The sequence below is a fragment of the Pseudomonas sp. Marseille-Q5117 genome (assembly GCF_946901175.1).
Lineage (GTDB): Bacteria > Pseudomonadota > Gammaproteobacteria > Pseudomonadales > Pseudomonadaceae > Aquipseudomonas > Aquipseudomonas iranensis.
This window is the reverse complement of the sequence record NZ_CAMPPP010000016.1, coordinates 79,221-98,546: the sequence shown is the minus strand read 5'-3', so window position 1 is coordinate 98,546 and position 19,326 is coordinate 79,221. Positions and strand designations below refer to the sequence as shown.

Below are 19,326 nucleotides of genomic sequence, written 5' to 3'. Positions count from 1 at the left end.
GCGTACCCCTGTGGGAGCGAGCCTGCTCGCGAAGAGGCCCTCCCCGACAGCAAAATTCATGCACTGACTGGAAAAGCCACCATGACCAAAAAAAACCTGTCCCACCCAGTCAAAGCACTGGCCTTGGCCTTCGGCCTGTTCAGCTCGGCTATCTTCGCCGCCGACGCCCCGTTGAAAATCGGCACCACCGCCGCTTTCGCCATCCCGCTGGAAGCCGCCGTCGAAGAGGCCTCCAAACAAGGCCTGAAAGTCGAGCTGGTGGAATTCACCGACTGGATCGCGCCCAACGTCAGCCTCGCCGCTGGCGACATTGATGTGAATTATTTCCAGCACATCCCGTTCCTGGAAAACGCCAAAGCCGCGTCCGGTTTCGATCTGGTGCCATTCGCGCCGGGGATCATCAACAACGTCGGCCTGTATTCTAAGAAATACAAAAGCTTCGATGAGCTGCCCGAAGGCGCCAGCGTCGCCATCGCCAACGACCCGATCAACAGCGGACGGGGTTTGCAATTGCTCGCCAAGGCCGGGTTGATCACCCTGAAACCGGGCGTCGGTTACAAGGCCACCGAGGACGACATCGTCGCCAATCCGAAAAAGATCAGGATCCTTCAGGTCGAAGCCGTGCAACTGGTGCGCGCTTATGACGACGCTGATCTGGTCCAGGGTTATCCAGCCTACATCCGTCTGGCAAAGACCTTCGATGCCGGCTCGGCGCTGCTGTTCGACGGTCTCGATCACAAGGAATACGTGATCCAGTTCGTCATCCAGCCGAAGAGCAAAACCGACCCGCGCCTGATCAAGTTCGTCGACATCTATCAGCATTCGCCGGCCGTTCGCGCGGCACTGGACAAGGCCCACGGCAAGCTCTATCAGGCCGGCTGGGAAAGCTGAACATGACCGCAGCGATCCAACGGCGACTGGAGCTTCCAGAGCCACACAATGCTGAAAAAACCGAGCTGCACCCCGAGTTGAATCGCGCCCACGTACGCTTTATCGGCGTGGGCAAAACCTACAACGGCCGGCAAGGTCCGGTCGCGGCTTTGCAGGGCATCGACCTAGCGATTCAGCGCGGCGAAGTGTTCGGCATCATCGGCCGCAGCGGCGCTGGCAAGTCGTCGCTGATCCGCACGATCAATCGCCTGGAGCAGCCAACGTCGGGGCGGGTGTTGATCGATCAGGTCGATATCGGCGAGTTCGATGAAAACCGCCTCGTCGCTCTGCGCCGACGTATCGGCATGATCTTCCAGCACTTCAATCTGATGTCGGCCAAGACCGTCTGGCAGAACGTCGAGTTGCCGCTGAAGGTGGCCGGAGTGCCCAAAGAGCAGCGCGACAACAAGGTTCGTGAATTGCTCGAACTGGTCGGCCTGCACAGCAAGCACAAGGCCTATCCGGCGCAACTCTCCGGTGGGCAGAAACAGCGTGTCGGCATTGCCCGCGCGCTGGTGCATGACCCGGACATTCTGCTCTGCGATGAGGCGACATCGGCGCTGGATCCGGAGACCACGCAGTCGATCCTCGGCCTGCTGCGCGAGATCAACAAACGCCTGGGCCTGACCATTGTGCTGATCACTCATGAGATGGCGGTGATCCGCGAGATCTGCGATCGCGTCGTCGTGCTCGAGCACGGCCATGTGGTCGAGCAAGGCCCGGTGTGGCAAGTGTTCGGCAATCCGCAACACGCAGTCAGCCAGACCTTGCTCGCACCGCTGCAACACGCCTTGCCGGAAGAACTGCAAAGCCGCTTGCAGGCGCAATCTACGGCTTCAAATGCAGCGGTGGTGTTGCGTTTGCAGTTCACCGGCAGTGCCGCTGATGAGCCGGATCTGGCCGCGTTGTTTGCGGCGTTGGGTGGCCGAGTGAAGCTGCTTCAGGGCGGCGTCGAACGAATTCAGGGACACGCGCTGGGGCAGCTTTTACTGGCCGTCAGCGGTTCGGCGTTCAGCGCCGAGCAATTGCGCGAACGCGCCGGGCAATGGGCGCAAAGAGTGGAGGTATTGGGCTATGTGGTTTGATCGCTTGCTGCAGGGTTTTATCGACACCTTCCTGATGGTTGGCGTGTCCTCGTTGATCGCGCTGCTGGTGGGGATTCCCATGGCGGTGATTCTGGTCACCAGCGACAAGGGCGGGATCTATGAGGCGCCGCTGTTGAACCGTGCGCTGGGCGCCTTCGTCAATCTGTTCCGCTCGATCCCGTTCCTGATCCTGATGGTCGCGCTGATTCCATTCACCCGCCTGATCGTCGGCACTACCTATGGCGTTTGGGCCGCTGTGGTGCCGCTGACAATCGCGGCAACGCCGTTCTTCGCGCGGATTGCCGAAGTGAGTCTGCGCGAGGTCGATCATGGTCTGATTGAAGCCGCGCAGGCCATGGGTTGCCGGCGCTGGCACATCGTCTGGCATGTGCTGCTGCCCGAGGCGCTGCCGGGGATTGTCGGGGGGTTCACCATCACGCTGGTGACGATGATCAATTCGTCGGCCATGGCTGGGGCAATTGGTGCCGGTGGGCTGGGGGATATCGCTTACCGCTACGGTTATCAGCGCTTCGATAGCCAGATCATGTTGACGGTGATCGTCTTGCTGGTGGCGCTGGTGGCGGTGATTCAGTTGGGTGGCGACAGGCTGGCGCGGGGGCTGAATAAGCGCTAAGGTCGATGGCGGCAGGTGGCCATCAACCAGGCCCATGTGATCGCAGTATTTTGGGCAACGCCCTTCGCAAAAATCAGATGCTTCCTACACCACTTTTGTCGTTTCGCCAGCCCGAAGCACGCGGGTTTGCAGGACGATTCCTAGAATAATTTGCCCGCTTGTACCCGAAATATCCTGTAGCTAATCTCCGGTCGTCACTGTTTTGCGGTGACTGGATTCAGTTGTCCGGCCGGCAACTGATCCGCGTGCAGCCGCCGTCCTGCTCGTTTAGTCGCGAAATGGTTGGCTCCCACTTGAAGTCAGGAGTTTACCCATGGAAAAGAAACTTGCCGATCCGCCACTCAGCCTTACCTCAAGCAAGCGGTTCACCGAGGATTTGCTCAAGGATCGCTCTGCACTGTGCCGCGCCGTCGACTCACATCTGGCCGGCAATCAGGTCACGTTGGCTGGACAGAAACGCGTCTACAGCATCAGCGAAGATGTGACGCTGGAGGACGCCCAACTGTATGTTGCCGATCTGCTGCGCTGCGCTTCGGTGACCGTCCATCAATGCGGTGACCAGCTCGGGGGCGCGGATCGGGCCATGGTGTTCTCGGTCTGGCATCTGCTGGAAATGGCCAAGGCGATGATGGACCGCTCGATCGATTGTCTGGGAGCCAAGCAGCACTGAAGCCTGGCACCCATCGCCGCCTGCACTGGCCCCAGCGCAGGCGGCGTTTTTTTGCCGGTGAAAAAGCTTATAGTCCGCCCTCACATCGCCAATACAGCATCGAACATGAAGCAAACGCCCAGCGACCTCGAACAGATCACCGCCACTACCCTCGGTCACTACAACTCGGTGGCCGAGGATTTCCGCGAAGGCACGCGCGACCACGATGTCAGCCAGAACATCGAGGCCTTGCTGCGCCACATTCACGGTGAAGCACCCTTCTCGATTCTCGATTTCGGCTGCGGGCCGGGCCGGGATTTGCAAACCTTCACGCGCATGGGCCACGTCGCGATCGGCCTCGATGGCTCGCAGGAATTCGCGCGCATGGCCCGCCAGGACAGCGGTTGCGAAGTCTGGCAGCAGGACTTTCTCAAGCTCGATCTGCCGGCGGAACGCTTCGACGGCATCTTCGCCAATGCCGTGCTGTTTCATGTGCCGTTGCAGGTTTTGCCGCAAGTGCTACGGCAATTGCACGGCACATTGAAAACGGGTGGCGTGCTGTTCAGCTCCAATCCGCGTGGCGACAATCAAGAGGGCTGGAACGGGCCGCGCTATGGCTCGTATCACGATCTCGAGGCCTGGCGCGGGTTGCTGACGGCGGCGGGGTTTATCGAGCTGGAGCATTACTACCGGCCAGCGGGGTTGCCGCGCGAACAGCAGCCGTGGCTGGCGAGCGTGTGGCGCAAAGTCTGAATCAGGGCGCCGCTTGTACCTGATACTGGTTGACGCTGCCGTCCGCCAACAGTGCAGTCATGCTGTGTCCCGGTAACGTTCGGCCCTGCCAATTGCGTGGAGCGGCGTCGAAATTGGCCAGCAGTCGCGTGCCGTCGGCAAACGTCGTCTGCTGGACCAGGCGATCCTCGCTCAACCAGTCAAAAGCGGTCAGCGCTTGCGTCGCCAGACGTTCGTGCAGCGGACGAAAGAATCGATCCTGACGCACGATCAACGGCAAGCGCTGATCAAGGCTGGCCGCGCTCAGGTGATACAGCGGCGGTACGTTGTAGAGCAACTGGGTGAGCTCGTTTTCCACCCGCACGTCGCTCAACTTCAGGTTATCGAACAACCAGTGATGACTGGTGATGACAGAGCCGTGGAACACCGCCTGATACAACGGTAAACGGCTGACGGGGGCGAAATGAACGCGTCGGTAGTCAGCCTTCAACCGGGTAGGTTTGAAGAACAACGCCGGCTGCTCAGGTGGATACCATTGGCCGACGAAAAAGTCCGCTGTGCCCGGCTGCTGCATGTCGCGATCGCCCCAACCGATCACCGGCGTCTGCATGCCATGAGCAAATAAAAGACCCTGAGCGGTAGCGGCACTGCCATCCTCGGAGCCGCTCGGCAGCTGCAACACCTCGTTGATCCAGCGCGATGCAGCGACGTTGCCCGCGGCATTCTGCGCCTGGGTCATCAGCGCGCCGGGACGGTAACTGTCGAAGAGCATCCCAGCGGCATAGGCATCGAGAAACCAGCTGTTGAAGCCGGCAACCTTCTGGATTGCATCGATGCGCCGCTCAAGCAACGGTCGCACACATCGCGGATCGGTATAGTGACCGGACTGCTGAAACCCGCTTTTCAGCGCACCGTTTTCCTCCACGATCGCACACTCGGTATTGGCCTGGTCGCCTAGATGCGCAGTGGTCCAGTCCGGATTTTCATCCCGGCGCAGCGCGGTTTCGTAGGAGTCATAGGGGGCAATCAGATACCCCGCAGAGACGGCGGCGCGCACCGCCTCCGGGTGCCAGAGTCCACCCTCCCAGCCCTCGCCGAGCCCAAGCCATAAACGCGAAAGTCCTGCGCTCTGCAATCGTTCAATGGTTCGCCGCGACAAGGTGCGCCCCCAGCGCGAAGGATCAGGCGCCAGCGTACCCTTCAGAACAACTGCCAGCTGCTCGCGCACCTCAGCGTACCCGTTAACCAGCGCCTGCATGTCCGGCACCGCACGCGCCTGCCAGGTTTTGCGCGCCTGAACGTTCAGCGCGCGATTGAGACTGCGCAGCATTACAGTCTGTTGATAGCGATCGAGTACGGTCTCGCTGGCGAGCAACCGCAGCGCTTCAGGATCCATCGCCGCCCGAAGTTCACTGACCAGCACACCCGAGCCGCGCAACCGGGCAATCAGCAGCGGCCAGCTGCGCACATCGTCAGGGCCGAGCAGATCGTTGCCCCACAGATAGACATGCGCGGCACCGATCAGCTTGGCGGCTTGCGGGGTCTTGATCAGCTTGTTCGCCAAGGTTTCATATTGATCGCTTTCGATGAGCCACTGCTTGTAGCGCTTGGCGCCAGCCAAGGGATCGACATCGCCGAGAAACAGGCTGAAGGTCAGCGGTTTTGCGGGTTCAAGCGATGTGAATCGATGCCGGGCCGACAACCCCAGCGCATCGCCAGTGGCCTTGAAGCGCAGTTGATTGTTGTAAGGGTTGGTCAGCAGCCAGTGCAGGCTGAAACTCTCGTACTCCATCCCCCAAAGCGGCAGGCTCAAGTCCTGGGTGGTATCGAGCGCGCCCTGCGCGAGCAGGAACTTCTGCCACACCCGATCACCGCGCGGCACGTAGCGCCCTTCGGCAAGCGGCCAGATCAGCGCCTGGCCCATTGCACTGGCGGGCTGATGAATAAACTCGATCTGCGAGGGCGAGTTAGCCGTAACAGAAAACGTCAGGTCACGCTGATTCAGGTCAACACTGAGCAACCATCGCCCGTCGTCCCATTGCCATTCGATGCGATTGCCGCGCCTGACCATGTCGCTGACCTTGTGCCGCAGCACACCGGCCGAGGCCTGCACCGGCGCAGCGCTGGCGGCTTCAACGCGCACCGCCAGCGTCGCAGGATCGACCTGCACCCGCCAAAGCTGGTTTTCCAGCAGCACTTCGGCCAGTACTGCCGGCGACAGGCTCAAGCCAGCGAGCAGCAACCATCCGCGTAACCAGCCGGAAACAGTCGACATGGCACGTCCCTCTTCGAATGAAGAAGGGACGTTAGCGCAGTCCGCTCACCCTGTAAGTCAGACCTTTCCCAAAGATCGCAGGGGCTAGCTCACTGCGCCGGTTTTTCATCCTTCTGCGGCTCGCGAATCTTGTACCAGGCCACATACAGCGCCGGCAGAAACAACAGCGTCAGCAGCGTCGCCACGACGATGCCGCCAATCATCGCGTAGGCCATCGGCCCCCAGAACACTTCGCGGGCGATCGGGATCATGCCCATGCTCGCTGCCGCTGCGGTCAGCAGGATCGGTCGGCGCCGGTGTTCGGTCGCTTCCACGACTGCGTCCCATGGCGCGTAGCCTTTCTGCTCGAACTCATCGATCTGCGTCACCAGAATCACCGAGTTGCGGATGATGATGCCGATCAACGCGAGAATCCCGAGGATCGCCACGAAGCCCATCGGCGTGCCGGTCGGCACCAGCGCCAGGACCACACCGATCAAGCCCAGCGGCGCGACACTGGCGACCAGAAACATCTTCTGCACGCTGTGCAACTGGATCATCAGGAACGTCGCCATGAGGAACAGCATCAGCGGCAGCACCTTGGCAATCGGACCCTGGGCCTTGCCGCTTTCCTCGACCGTACCGCCGGTAGCGACTTTGTAGCCGACCGGCAGTTTCGAGGCAAAAGCATCGATCGACGGCTTGAGCAGTTTCACCAGATCGGTCGGCTGAATCTCGTCACGCACCGAGGCCTTGATGGTGATGGTCGGCAAGCGGTCACGACGCCACACCAGCGGCTGCTCCAGTTCATAGCGCACGGTGGCGAACGCCAGCAGCGGAATCGAGGTGCCGCTCGGCGTGACGATCTGCAGGTTCTGCAGGGTCTCCGGCGTGCCGCGTTCGGAATCCACCGCGCGACCGACCACGTTGATCAGGTAGATGTCGTCATTGACCTGGGTCAACGGCGAGCCGCTGACAATGCTGTTCATCAGGTTGGCGACGTCTTCGGACGACAGCCCGAGCTGCCGCGCCTTGTCCTGAGCGATGTCGATGCGCAGGACTTTGCCGGGCTCGTTCCAGTCGTAAATGATCTCGCCGATGTGCGGGTTCTTGTCCAGTTCGGTGGCCAGGTCGATGGCGTGTTTGCGCACCTGATCGACATCTTTGCCGCTGACTCGATACTGAATCGGACGCCCCACCGGCGGGCCCATTTCCAGAGCCTGCACGTAGCTGCCGATGCCGACGAAGTCTTTGTGCAGGCGCTCACGCAAGCGCTGACTCAGGGCCTCGCGGGCTTCGAAATCCTTGCTGACGATCACCAGCTGCGCGTAGTACGGGTTCTGCAATTGCTGGTCCAGCGGCAGGTAGAAACGGATCGCGCCCTGACCGATGTAAGTGCTCCAGCGCACGATGTCCGGGTCGCCCTTGAGCGTCGCTTCGAGCTTGTCCACGGCTTTGCGGGTTTCATCGATCGAGGCGTTTTGTGGCAGGTTCAGGTCGACGAGAATTTCCGGGCGATCCGAAGCGGGGAAGAACTGGTTCTGCACGAAACGCATGCAGAACACCGCCAGCACGAACAACAGCACGGTGACGCCGATCGCCCACCAACGATTGCGCATGGCCCACAACAGACCGCCATTGAACGCCCGGCCGACGCGACCCGGCTCGGCATCGTGGGCCTTCACCTTGTCGCTGAGGATGTGCACGCCGATCACTGGTGCGAAGAACACCGCCACCACCCACGAGACGATCATCGCCACGGCGATCACCGCGAACAGTGTGAAGGTATATTCACCCGCCGAACTGGCGTTGAGGCCAATGGGCACGAAACCGGCGACAGTCACCAGCGTACCGGTGAGCATCGGGAATGCGGTCGAGGTGTAGGCGAACGTCGCCGCCTGCTCCTTGCTCTCGCCCATTTCCAGCCGGGTGACCATCATTTCCACGGTGATCATCGCGTCGTCCACCAGCAGGCCGAGGGCAATGATCAGCGCGCCGAGGGAAATCCGCTGCATGGTGATGCCGCTGTATTCCATGAACACAAAGACCATCGCCAGCACCAGCGGAATCGAGCAGGCCACCACCAGACCGGCGCGCACGCCGAGGCTGATGAAACTCACCACCAGCACGATGATGACCGCTTCGAACAGCGCGCTGGTGAAACCGCCGACGGCCTCTTCCACCACCACCGCCTGATCGGAAACGGTGTGCACGCCGACGCCCACTGGCAAGTCGGCGGTGAGCTGGTCGATGCGCTCGTGCAGCGCCTTACCGAACTCCTGAACGTTGCCGCCCTTCTGCATGGCAATCGCCAGGCCGATCGCCGGTTTGCCGTCGAAGCGGAATTCCGGTGTCGCCGGATCGACGTAGCCACGGCTGATCTCGGCGATGTCGGCCAGACGATAGAAGCGATCGTTGAGTTTGAGATTGACCTCGGCCAGATCTTTCTCCGACTCGAACTGGCCCGAGGTGCGCACGGAAATCCGCTCCGGCCCCGCCTCGATCACCCCGGCCGGGGTCACGGCGTTCTGCGATTGCAGGCTCTGCACCACTTGGCGCTGATCGATACCTAACGCTGCGAGTTTGCGCGTGGAGAAATTCAGGTAAATCGTTTCGTCCTGCTGGCCGACCATTTCGATCTTGCCCAGCCCTGGCACGTTGCGGATTTCTGCGCGCGCCTGCTCCACGTAATCGCGCAACTGACGCATGGTCAGGCCGTCGGCGGTGAAGGCGTAGACCGAGCCGTACACGTCACCGAACTCATCGTTGAACCCCGGCCCCTGAATGCCCTGGGGAAACTGGCCGCGAATATCGTCGATCTTCTTGCGCACCTGGTACCAGATTTGCGGAATGTCCTCAGCGCTGGTGGTGTCGCGCAGGTACACGTAAACCGTCGACTCGCCGGGGCGGGTGTAGCTTTTCACGTAGTCGAGGGAATCGAGCTCTTCGAGCTTTTTCTCGATGCGGTCGGTGACCTGTTTGAGGGTTTCTTCCTGGGTCGCGCCCGGCCATTTGGTCTGGATCACCATGGTCTTGATGGTGAATGACGGGTCTTCTTCGCGCCCCAGATTGAAGTAGGAGAACACCCCCATCAGCAGCCCGACGAACATCAGGTACCAGACGAATGACTGGTGCTTCAAGGCCCATTCGGAGAGGTTGAAAGAGCCTTTCATTGACTGTCCTCGTCAAGTTTTACCGATTGTCCGGGTTTGAGACTGTTGACACCGGCGCTGACCACGCGCTCGCCATTCTGCACGCCACCGGCCAGCACCACGCTGTGGTCGCCACGGCTGACCACGCTGACGTCGCGCGGGTTGACGGTTTTGTTTTGTGTGTCGATCACCCAGATCCGGGGTTTGCCATCGACTTCCTGCAACGCAGTCAGCGGCAGTTCGATGCGCGGCTTGATCGCCGAGCTGAGGGTCACGCTGATCGCGGTGCCGAGGCGGAAACCGTCCGGTGTATCCGACAGGGTCAGGCGCGCGCGGCGGGTGCGCGTGGCGCTTTGCGCCTGGGGTTCGATCTCGCGGATGATCGCCGTGGTGTTGATGCTCGGGTCGAGTTGCGCAGCCACCGAGAACACCACGTCGCTGGGCAACTGATCGACCAGGGTATCGGGCAGATCGATCACCGCTTCCTTGATGTCCGGTTGCGCCAGCGTCACCACTTGTTGCCCGGCAGTCACCACTTGCCCGGCTTCGGCGTTCCACGCGGTGACCACAGCTTTGTGATCGGAGCGCAGCTCGGTGTAGCTCAACTGATCCTTGCTCTGGCTGACCGCCGCGCGCGCCTGATCGAGCGAGGCCTGAGTGGTTTTCAGATCGGTATTGGCGACGTCCAGTTGCGCCTGCGCACCGACGCCTCGATCGAACAGCGCTTGCTGACGACGTGCGTTGGCCTGGGCGTTGATCAACTGCGCCTGGATCCTCGCCAGATCGCCCTGAGCCGAACGTAACTGGTTCTGCTGGTCGGATGGGTCGAGAGTGGCGAGCAAGGTGCCCTTCTGCACCTCGGCGCCGACATCGACGTTGCGACTGGCGATGCGTCCACCGACGCGGAAACCGGTGTTGCTCTCGTAACGCGCCTGAATGCTGCCGGCAAAGCGTCCGAGGCTTTCTTCGTTGAGGGCTTTGACCGTGACCGACAGCACCGGACGTACCGGTTCCGGCGGGGTTTCCTTTTCCGAGCAGGCGCCCAGCAGCAACGCCATGCACAACAGGCCGAGGCGCTTCATGGCTGCGCTCCCGGTTGCAGATCCTTGTAGGTGTTTTCGGCAATCTCGACTTTCATGCCGGGGTGCAGCAACTGGCCGCCGGCGACAATGACTTTCTCGCCGCCCTTGAGGCCTTCGCTGATGATCACTTTGCCGGTCAGGTAACGGCCGACCGTGACCGTGTGCAGTTGCGCTTCACCCTTGTCATCGACCAGCCATACCGCCGGGTCGCTGATGTTTTTCGTCAGCGCCGACCAGGGCAGTTCCACCGCCGATTTGCCGGTGCCCTTGGCGGTGGCACTGACCACCGAGCCGAGCTGCATGCCCGGCGGCAGCTTGTCGAGGCTGACCTTGACCTGCACGGTGCCCGATTGCGCCGACACCGATGGCGTGATCTCACGCACGGTACCGGTGGTTTTGATCTCGGGGTTGTCGAGCAGGCTGACCACGATCGAGCGATCGGACGGCCGCTCGGCCAGCAGCGATTCGTAGACATTGAACACCGCGTCGCGGTCGCCATCGCGGGCGAGGCTGAAAATCGGCGCGGTGGCCTGCACCACTTGGCCGACTTCGGCCTGGCGCTCGGTGATCACCCCGGGGGCATCGGCGATCAGTGCGGTGTAGCTGAGCTGGTCCTTGGCGTTGGCCAGCTGCGCCTGCGCCGCGCTCAATGCGCTCTGACTGCTGCGCAGCGCGGCTTGTGCCGAATCGTATTCGCTCTGGCTGGTGTAGCCCTTGGGCAGGAGTTTTTGCTGACGCACGAAAGCGGCTGCCGCTTGCTTCACGCGGGCCTGTTCGGCGACGACCTGGGCCTGAGCGGAATCGACGTTGGTCTGCAGATCTTTCGGATCGAGTTTGGCCAGCACCTGCTTGGCCGTGACGCGGTCGCCGACATCGACCATGCGCTGGATGATCTTGCCGCCGACGCGGAATGACAACTGGGTCTGCACCCGCGCCTGCACATCACCGGTGAGGGTCACCGCGGCGGCGTAGTTGGCCGGTTCGACCTCTTGCACAAAGACCCGTGGCAAGTATTCCTGAGCAGGTTTCTTGTCGCCGCATGCGGTGAGCAACGCCATGGCGCTCACGGCCATCAGCACTTTCAATCCGGGACCCGCCATGCACACTCCTTGGCCTTAAATGCTGCTGTCGAGACGATACGACTTCAGAGCTTAGAACAGGGTTCCACGGTTGCGGGCGCCAACACCAGATTTATCTCATTAAAGGTATGCTGCCCGCGTATCGCAGTGACCCGGAGAAGGATTTCATGCTCAACACCCTGGCGGTGGCCAATTACCGCTCGATCAACAAACTGGTGATTCCGCTCGGGCGCCTGAACCTGATTACCGGGCCCAACGGCAGCGGCAAGTCGAACCTCTATCGCGCCTTGCGCCTGCTGGCGGAAACCGCCCAGGGCGGCGTGGTCAATGCGCTGGCGCGTGAAGGCGGGCTGGACTCGACGTTCTGGGCCGGACCGGAAACCATCAGTCGACGCATGCGCAACGGTGAGGTAGCGATCGAGCCGACGGTGCGCCACGGCGTGAAAAGGTTGCGACTGGGATTCGCCGGCGAGGATTTCAGCTACGCCATCGGCCTGGGCCTGCCGGAGCCAAGCACTTCATGCTTTGCCCTCGACCCGGAGATCAAGCGTGAGTGCATCTGGGCCGGCCCGGTGTTTCGCCCGGCGAGCCTGCTGGTCGATCGCAACGGTCCGATGATCCGCGCCCGCGAAGGTCGCGCCTGGGATGTGCTGGCGCAACACACACCGAACTTCGATAGCCTTTTCGATCAGGTCGGCAATCTGCGCAGCTCGCCGGAAGTGTTCCAGATGCGCGAATTCATCCGGCGCTGGCGCTTCTATGATCACTTTCGCAGCGATGCCGACGCGCCGGTGCGGCAGCCGCAACTGGGCACTCGCACGCCCGTGCTGCATCACGATGGCCGCGATCTGGCGGCAGCCTTGCAGACGATCATCGAGATCGGCGATCCGCAGGCGTTAACAGCGGCGATCAGCGATGCGTTTCCCGGCGCGCGACTGAACATTGCGCCGTTGGCCGGTGGACGCTTTGCCATCGAGTTTTATCAGGAAGGCTTGTTGCGGCCGTTGTCGGCGGCAGAACTCTCCGACGGCACCTTGCGCTATCTGCTGCTGATCGCCGCCCTGCTGACCCCGCGCCCGCCAACGCTGATGGTGCTCAACGAACCGGAAACCAGCCTGCACCCGGACCTGCTGCCGGCGCTGGCGCGGCTGATCATTCGAGCTTCGGAGCAATGTCAGGTGTGGGTCGTGTCCCACGCGCGGCGACTGATCTCGGCGTTGCAGGAAGATCCCGAGTGCAATTGCATCGTGCTGGAGAAGACGCTGGGGCAGACCGGGATTGTCGGGCAGCGGGTGCTGGATGAGCCGGCGTGGCATTGGCCGGATTGAGCGGTGACTGAAAAATTCGCAAGCAGGCTCGCTCCCACAATCGTACGCGGTCAAATGTGGGAGCGAGCCTGCTCGCGAAAGCGATTCAAGCGTCACCGCTGAATCAAGGCACTAGCCCTGCCACTTGCCCCCTTCAACAATCACACTCTCGGGCCGGGTGTCATCACTCAGTTCTTTGCGCACATATTGGTCATACAGCTTGAGCAGGTACTTCTCCTCGCCCAATTTGGCCAATTCGCTGTTGACCCAATCACGCAACTCGATATTGCCCTTTTTCACTGCCGGCGCAATCGGCGCCTCGGCTCCGAGCTTTTCTTCAAGCACGCGATACCCCGGGTTCTGCTTGGCCCAGCTGAACAGCACCAGATTGTCCTGCGCATAGGCATCGCCACGACCGTTGGCCAAGGCTTGCAGCGACTCGGAGTTCTTTTCGAACTTGAGCAGTTTCCAGTCCGGATGGTTTTTGGTCAGCCAGATATCCGCGGTGGTGCCGGTGGTGACAATCGTGGTGCGCGTCGCCAGATCATCGAGTTTCTTCACCGAACTGCCCTGCGGCACCAGCGCCTGCACGGCGACCTTGAGGTTCGGGTTGGTGAATTCCACCGCTTCCTTGCGCTCGGGCGTGACGGTCATGTTGGCGAGGATCAGGTCGACCTTGTCGCTCTGCAAAAACGGAATGCGACTGGCCGGCTCGACGGCAACAAACTCGACCTTGTTTTCATCGCCGAGCAGATCTTTGGCGAAGCGCCGGCCAATGTCGGTGTCGAAGCCAACGTAGCGCCCGGCCTCATCGACGAAACCGAACGGGGGCTTGTCGGTAAATACACCAACGATCAGTTTGTCGCGGGCCTTGATCTTGTCCAGATAACCGGCCGGCGCGGTGTTTTCGCTGGCGACTTTCGGCTTTGGTGGCTCTTCGGTTTTACTGCAACCGGCAAGCAAGGCGAGGCTAAGCAGGGGCAATAACAAAGCGGCAGTTTTCATAGCAGTTCCAGTTCCTTTTTCGGATTCGTTTCTGGCGATGTGGCAACGAAGGAGAACTTCTCCAGAAACTGCTGCGCGCGTGCGGTTTGCGGGTTCGTAAAGAAAATCTCGGGTGGGGACTGTTCGAGAATGCGTCCGGCATCCATGAACACGATGCGGTCGGCCACCGCGCGGGCGAAGGCCATTTCGTGGTGACGATCAACAGGGTCATGCCTTCGCGGGCCAGGCCCTGAATGACTTGAAGTACTTCCTTGACCATTTCCGGATCGAGGGCGGCGGTGACTTCGTCGAAGAGCATGACCCGTGGATTCATGCACAGCGAGCGAACAATGGCGATGCGTTGCTGCTGGCCGCCGGAGAGCTGACGCGGGAAAGCATCGCGCTCATCCAGCAGGCCAACACGCTCAAGCAGGGCTTCAGCCTGCTGTTGCGCTTCGCGGCGCTGGCGCTTCTGCACCTTGAGCGGGCCGAGCAGCAGATTGTCGAGCACGCTCATGTGCGGGAACAGGTGATAACTCTGGAACACCATGCCGATCTGCTGGCGAATTTCGCGCCAGTCAGTGGCCTTGTCCAACAGCTCTCGGTCGAGGAATTTCAGGCTGCCGCTGTGGGCCTCTTCCAGACCATTGAGGCAACGCAGCAAAGTACTTTTGCCGCAACCGCTGGGTCCGAGAATGACCACCACTTCGCCGCTCTGCACTTGCAGGTCGATGCCATCGAGCACTTGCTGCGCGCCATAGAATTTGTTGAACCCGTGAAACTCGATCAGTGCGCTCATGCTTGCGTCCAGCGCCGCTCCAGCACGCGCGAAGCGGCCGAGAGCGGGTAGCAGATGAAAAAGAAAAACAGGAATAATGCGCCGTAGATCAGTACCGATTCGTAGGTGCGCTCGATGATCTGCTGGCCGACCTTGATCACATCCACCACGCCAATCAGCACCGCCAGGGAACTGGTCTTGATGATCCGCGTATAGACATTGATGGTCGGCGGCGTCATGCGCTTGAGCGCTTGCGGCAGCAGCACGTAGCCATAGAGTTGAGCTGCATTGAGGCCGATCGACAGCCCAGCTTCACGCTGTCCGCGCGGCAACGAATGCAGCGCACCGCGCGCTACCTCGCCAACTTCGCTGGCGCCCCACAGCGACAGCACCAGCACCGCGCACCAGAAGCTCGGCAGGCTCAGGCCGAAGAAAATCGGCAGACCGAAGAACAGCAGATACAACCAGACCAGCACCGGAATTGCCCGGAACAGCTCCAGATAGATGCGCAGAATCGCGTTCAGCCACGTTACGTTCAAAGTGCGCAGAACACCGTAGAGCACACCGCCGATCGTACTGATGGCGATGCTCAGAAACGAGATCGACAGGGTTTGCCCGGCGCCTTTTGCCAGTTGCGGCAACGATATCCACAGCAACTCAAGACCCGAACTGGCCATGCTGGAGCCTCCTTTCCAGACGGCTGAGCAACAGCGACAGCGGCAAGAACAGCAGCATGCAGATCAGCGTCAGCACGGCGAGCATTTCGTAGGTTTTGTAATAGAGCGCGATGTAGCTTTTGGTGGTGTAGAGGATTTCCGGCACCGCCACGGCCGAAACCACGGTGGTTTCCTTGAGCAGGAAAATGAAATTGGCGAACAGTGACGGCAGGCTGAGGATCCCCGCCTGCGGCAGGATCACATAGCGCAGCAACTGGCCGTGGGACAGGCCAATCGACCGCCCGGATTCCAGTTGTGCCTGGGTCACCGCATCGACGCCGGCGCGCAGCACTTCGGTGAGATAGGCGCCGCCAAGGAAAGTCATGGTGATGATTGCCGCAGTGAAACCGGAAACCTGGATCCCCACCGCCGGCAACGCGAAGTAGACGAAGAACAGCTGAATCAGCAACGGCGTGTTGCGCGCCAGCTCTACGTAGAGGCCGACCAGTTTTTGCAGGTATGGCGTGCGAAACACCAGAATCGTCGCGTTGAGCAGCGCCACCAGCAGCGAAGTGCCGATCGCAATCAAACCGACCTGCAGAGTCACGCCGACGGCTTTGAGAAAAGCCGGCAAGGTGCTGAGGATAAAGGCGTAGTCGAAAGTCATGAAGCGTCCTGACGCTGCTTGGTAAGCGGCGATGATGCAATCCATGGACGGCGGATGGCCGTCCGGCAGGCACTGACTTTATAGGTATAAAAACCATAATTTAAATACCTTTAAAGCATATCGATATCACCCAAAAAACTATCCTGTGGGTTTGCCGGGAAGGAATAAGACGGCTATTTTTCTTTGCGCTGTAGGACGGATCTTTTTTTCACGAAAGACCTCCAAGGAACCACAGCTTTTGGCCAGACTCTCCGGCCCATTCACCACAAGGAAGAACAACATGGACGTAAAAGTGCCGCAGCGGCTGGATCCGCAGGACATCGTGAAATTGCTGGTGGCGTTGAGACGGGCGTTGAAGACCACAGCGTAAATCAAAAGCCCCTCACCCCAGCCCTCTCCCGGAGGGAGAGGGGGCCGACCGAGGTGTCTCGCGTTGTACATCGACCTGGAAGATCTTGGCGATTATGGCTTGGCTGGGCTTCAGCGATGCTGGATTCAGAGCGATACGTTCAGGTCGGCGTATCTCTCGAATATCCCCGTATCGGTTCCCTCTCCCTCTGGGAGAGGGTTAGGGTGAGGGGCTTTTTAACGCACACACAAAAACGCCGATGACCATCAAGGCCATCGGCGTTTTTGCATCTGAAGCAGATTCACTCAAGTCAGATCAGAACGCCGGCAACACCGCGCCGCTGTACTTCTTCTCGATGAAGGCTTTGACTTCCGGGCTGGTCAGGGCCTTGGCCAGTTTCTGGATCGCGTCGCTGTTCTTGTTGTCCTCACGGGCAACCAGGAAGTTCACGTACGGCGAGTCAGCACCTTCGATCACCAGCGCGTCTTTCTGCGGATTCAGCTTGGCTTCCAGCGCGTAGTTGGTGTTGATCATGTCCAAATCAACTTCCTTCAGCACGCGCGGCAGCAGGGCCGATTCCAGTTCCTTGAACTTGAAGTTGTGCGGGTTCTTGGCGATGTCTTTCGGCGTTGCCAGAGCGTTTTTCGGATCTTTCAGTTCAATCAGGCCGGCCTTTTGCAGTAGGATCAGGGCGCGGCCGCTGTTGCTGCCTTCGTTGGGGATGGCGATGGTCGCGCCGTCCGGCAACTCAGCCAGAGTCTTGTACTTGCTCGAGTAACCACCGAACGGTTCAACGTGAACGCCCTGCACGGTCACCAGGTACTTGGATTTGTCATCCTTGTATTTACCCTGGTTGAAGCTGTTCAGGTACGGCAGGGTCTGGAAGTAGTTGGCGTCCAGACGCTTCTCGCCGACCTGTACGTTCGGTTGCACATAGTCGGTGAAAACCTTGATTTCCAGATCCACGCCCTCTTTGGCCAGGGTCGGTTTGATCAGCTCAAGGATTTCAGCGTGGGGCACCGGCGTTGCGGCAACTACCAGTTTCTCGCCGGCGTTGGCGAAAGAAGCCGTCAGAGCAGCCGCCAATGCGGTAAACAACAGAACCTTTTTCATGCAGTGTCCTTATCGAAAATCACGGTCGTCATCAACGACGGCATTTAATACGTGTGCCAGTGAAGTGATATCGCTGGCGTGAGGCGGACAATACCCGGATTTTTTATTCCCGGACAATAACGTTTATTCAGCTTCATATTCCATTTTGTTCATGTTGAAGAAAATGCTCACACCGCCTCGCTCAAGCGAATCAGCCAGTCTTTCAAGGCCTTACGCTCTGCACTGCTACCACCTATATGGGTCTGCCTGACCAGACGTTCGATCTGAACCTGCGGCGCAGACGCGTCAGACAGGTTCAGATGTTCCGGCAGGATCTCGTCGCCGGTGCTGACCAGCAAGGCAAAGTGGATGACGTTTTCCAGTTCGCGAGTGTTGCCCGGCCAGCTGTGTTGTTCGAGCACATGTTGCGCGGCTTCGCTGATCAGCGGCACGGGCAGGTCCAGACGCTGGCTGTAGATGCCAAGGAAATACTCGGCGAGCGAAAGGATATCGCCGGTGCGCGCGCGCAGCGCCGGCAATTCGAGTTGGCCCTCGCTGAGGTAGTGATAGAGCCGCTCGTGGAATTTCCCGGCATCCACGGCCTGGGCCAGATCGATGCTGGTCGCCGCCACCAGACGCACATCCACCGGGCTCGGCTGATGCGCACCGACGCGGGTGACTTCGTGGTTTTCCAATGCCGCGAGCAACTTGATCTGGATCGGCAGCGGCAGATCGCCGATCTCATCCAGGTACAAGGTGCCGCCGTTGGCCGAGCCGAACCAGCCGGCGCGGCTGCTGGCCGAACCGCTGTAGCTGCCGGCGGCGTAGCCGAACAGTTCGGCGTCGGCGTAGGTCGGGCTGATCGCGCCGCAGTTCACCGAAACGAACAGACCGCTGCGATCACTGGCGCGGTGGATATGCCGGGCGAGCAGCTCTTTACCGGTGCCAGTCTCACCGCGAATCAACACTGAAATCGAACGGGGAGCCAACTGCTCCAACTCCTCGCGCAATTGCCGCGAGCGTGGGTCGACGAACACCAACGCCTTGGCGCGAATGCTCAGGGGGCTTTTTTCCGCATCGGGAAAGGTCAACAAGGGCTGACCGAAGGTTTCGAGACTCATGGCAGGCTCCCGCCCAAAACCGCCAGCCGACGGGGGCGTTGAATAGTAAGGTCAGGCGCGACGGCGGGCGTGATGTTCCAGACGGTTTTGCAGGCGATAGAGATAGGCAAATCCCTGCTCCCAACGCTGATGCCCGGACTTGACGTTGATGTGCCCGGCCCCGGCGAGAATCCCCGCCTCCGCGCCCCAGTTGCGCGCCAGTTCCAATGCGCGCGGCGCACTGACGGCGGCGTCGTTGTCGGAGCTGACGACCTGACTGGGGAATGGCAACAGGTCCGTCGGAATCGGTGCGAAGTTGCGCAGCGCTGGCGCGCAGGCAGGACGCTCGACATCGGCCGGCGCGACCAGCAACGCCCCGCGCACCTGACGCAGGTACTGCAACGGCGCAGTCGCCGCCCAGTGAGCAACGGTGATGCAACCGAGGCTGTGAGCGATGAGAATGACCGGCGTGCTGTCGGCGGCAATCGCTTCGGCTAGCGCGGCGACCCAGTCCTCACGGCGCGGCGTCAGCCAATCGGCCTGTTCCACCCGTGCGCTGTTCGGCAGGCTGTTCTGCCAGTGGCTTTGCCAATGATCTTCTGGCGATCCTTGCCAGCCCGGCACAATCAGGTAACGGATTGATTCGTTGCGCATGGGGAAGCTCTCCTGCGGCGTGTCTGTTCCGGGTCGAGTATAGGGATGGGAGTTATATTCGTTAAGGAATAAGAAGCTATTTATTAATACCCATAATGCATATGAGGCGCGAATCCTGTGGGAGCGAGCCTGCTCGCGGATG

At 60.5% G+C, this 19,326-nt stretch carries 16 protein-coding genes and 1 pseudogene; 6 read left to right on the top strand and 11 right to left on the bottom strand.

The window, feature by feature from the left end:
- Nucleotides 1–81 precede the first annotated feature (81 nt).
- The 5 genes from OC605_RS22235 to OC605_RS22215 all read left to right on the top strand — a co-directional run bounded on the left by OC605_RS22235 (nt 82) and on the right by OC605_RS22215 (nt 4,051).
- The gene (locus OC605_RS22235; protein WP_016772206.1) at nt 82–891 is read left to right on the top strand and encodes a MetQ/NlpA family ABC transporter substrate-binding protein; all 810 of its coding nucleotides are present in this window, start codon (nt 82–84) and stop codon (nt 889–891) included.
- Between the two features lie 2 nt (nt 892–893).
- Nucleotides 894–2,015 (top strand): methionine ABC transporter ATP-binding protein, encoded by a 1,122-nt coding sequence (locus tag OC605_RS22230; protein ID WP_262139514.1) that lies wholly within the window; start codon nt 894–896, stop codon nt 2,013–2,015.
- Nucleotides 2,005–2,649, top strand: coding sequence for a methionine ABC transporter permease (locus OC605_RS22225; protein ID WP_039756400.1), 645 nt, complete (start codon nt 2,005–2,007; stop codon nt 2,647–2,649). The genes OC605_RS22230 and OC605_RS22225 overlap by 11 nt, the downstream gene beginning before the upstream one ends.
- A 313-nt stretch (nt 2,650–2,962) precedes the next feature.
- Nucleotides 2,963–3,319: a DUF6124 family protein gene (locus tag OC605_RS22220; RefSeq protein WP_016772210.1), complete on the top strand. Its 357-nt coding sequence runs from the start codon at nt 2,963–2,965 to the stop codon at nt 3,317–3,319.
- A gap of 105 nt (nt 3,320–3,424) precedes the next feature.
- Nucleotides 3,425–4,051: a class I SAM-dependent methyltransferase gene (locus tag OC605_RS22215; protein WP_262139512.1), complete on the top strand. Its 627-nt coding sequence runs from the start codon at nt 3,425–3,427 to the stop codon at nt 4,049–4,051.
- 1 nt (nt 4,052) lies between these two features.
- On the opposite strand, the gene OC605_RS22210 is transcribed toward OC605_RS22215, so the two are convergent.
- The 4 genes from OC605_RS22210 to OC605_RS22195 all read right to left on the bottom strand — a co-directional run bounded on the left by OC605_RS22210 (nt 4,053) and on the right by OC605_RS22195 (nt 11,618).
- Nucleotides 4,053–6,305, bottom strand: coding sequence for a glycoside hydrolase (locus OC605_RS22210; RefSeq protein WP_262139510.1), 2,253 nt, complete (start codon nt 6,303–6,305; stop codon nt 4,053–4,055).
- Nucleotides 6,306–6,394: 89 nt separating this feature from the next.
- On the bottom strand, nt 6,395–9,457 hold the full coding sequence (locus OC605_RS22205; protein WP_217879134.1) for an efflux RND transporter permease subunit: 3,063 nt from the start codon (nt 9,455–9,457) through the stop codon (nt 6,395–6,397).
- The gene (locus tag OC605_RS22200; RefSeq protein ID WP_130912088.1) at nt 9,454–10,518 is read right to left on the bottom strand and encodes an efflux RND transporter periplasmic adaptor subunit; all 1,065 of its coding nucleotides are present in this window, start codon (nt 10,516–10,518) and stop codon (nt 9,454–9,456) included. Before OC605_RS22200 ends, OC605_RS22205 begins: the two co-directional genes overlap by 4 nt.
- The gene (locus OC605_RS22195) at nt 10,515–11,618 is read right to left on the bottom strand and encodes an efflux RND transporter periplasmic adaptor subunit (RefSeq protein ID WP_024011162.1); all 1,104 of its coding nucleotides are present in this window, start codon (nt 11,616–11,618) and stop codon (nt 10,515–10,517) included. The genes OC605_RS22200 and OC605_RS22195 overlap by 4 nt, the downstream gene beginning before the upstream one ends.
- A 146-nt stretch (nt 11,619–11,764) precedes the next feature.
- On the opposite strand from OC605_RS22195, the gene OC605_RS22190 reads away from it, so the two are divergent.
- Nucleotides 11,765–12,925 (top strand): AAA family ATPase, encoded by a 1,161-nt coding sequence (locus OC605_RS22190; RefSeq protein WP_262139505.1) that lies wholly within the window; start codon nt 11,765–11,767, stop codon nt 12,923–12,925.
- A gap of 111 nt (nt 12,926–13,036) precedes the next feature.
- Here OC605_RS22190 and OC605_RS22185 read toward each other — a convergent pair whose 3' ends face one another.
- The 7 genes and pseudogenes from OC605_RS22185 to OC605_RS22155 all read right to left on the bottom strand — a co-directional run bounded on the left by OC605_RS22185 (nt 13,037) and on the right by OC605_RS22155 (nt 19,184).
- Nucleotides 13,037–13,909, bottom strand: a complete 873-nt coding sequence (locus tag OC605_RS22185) for a transporter substrate-binding domain-containing protein (RefSeq protein WP_262139503.1) — start codon at nt 13,907–13,909, stop codon at nt 13,037–13,039.
- Nucleotides 13,906–14,687: pseudogene (locus tag OC605_RS22180) on the bottom strand (amino acid ABC transporter ATP-binding protein). The gene OC605_RS22185 and the pseudogene OC605_RS22180 overlap by 4 nt, the downstream one beginning before the upstream one ends.
- On the bottom strand, nt 14,684–15,343 hold the full coding sequence (locus OC605_RS22175; protein WP_016772219.1) for an amino acid ABC transporter permease: 660 nt from the start codon (nt 15,341–15,343) through the stop codon (nt 14,684–14,686). Before OC605_RS22175 ends, OC605_RS22180 begins: the two are co-directional and overlap by 4 nt.
- Nucleotides 15,324–15,989 carry an amino acid ABC transporter permease gene (locus OC605_RS22170; RefSeq protein WP_262139501.1) on the bottom strand — a complete coding sequence of 222 codons (666 nt, stop codon included), beginning with the start codon at nt 15,987–15,989 and terminating at the stop codon, nt 15,324–15,326. The genes OC605_RS22175 and OC605_RS22170 overlap by 20 nt, the downstream gene beginning before the upstream one ends.
- 664 nt (nt 15,990–16,653) lie before the next feature.
- The gene (locus OC605_RS22165; RefSeq protein ID WP_016772222.1) at nt 16,654–17,451 is read right to left on the bottom strand and encodes a MetQ/NlpA family ABC transporter substrate-binding protein; all 798 of its coding nucleotides are present in this window, start codon (nt 17,449–17,451) and stop codon (nt 16,654–16,656) included.
- Nucleotides 17,452–17,618: 167 nt separating this feature from the next.
- Nucleotides 17,619–18,551, bottom strand: coding sequence for a sigma 54-interacting transcriptional regulator (locus tag OC605_RS22160; RefSeq protein WP_262139499.1), 933 nt, complete (start codon nt 18,549–18,551; stop codon nt 17,619–17,621).
- Between the two features lie 51 nt (nt 18,552–18,602).
- The gene (locus tag OC605_RS22155) at nt 18,603–19,184 is read right to left on the bottom strand and encodes an alpha/beta hydrolase (RefSeq protein WP_007918704.1); all 582 of its coding nucleotides are present in this window, start codon (nt 19,182–19,184) and stop codon (nt 18,603–18,605) included.
- Nucleotides 19,185–19,326 lie beyond the last annotated feature (142 nt).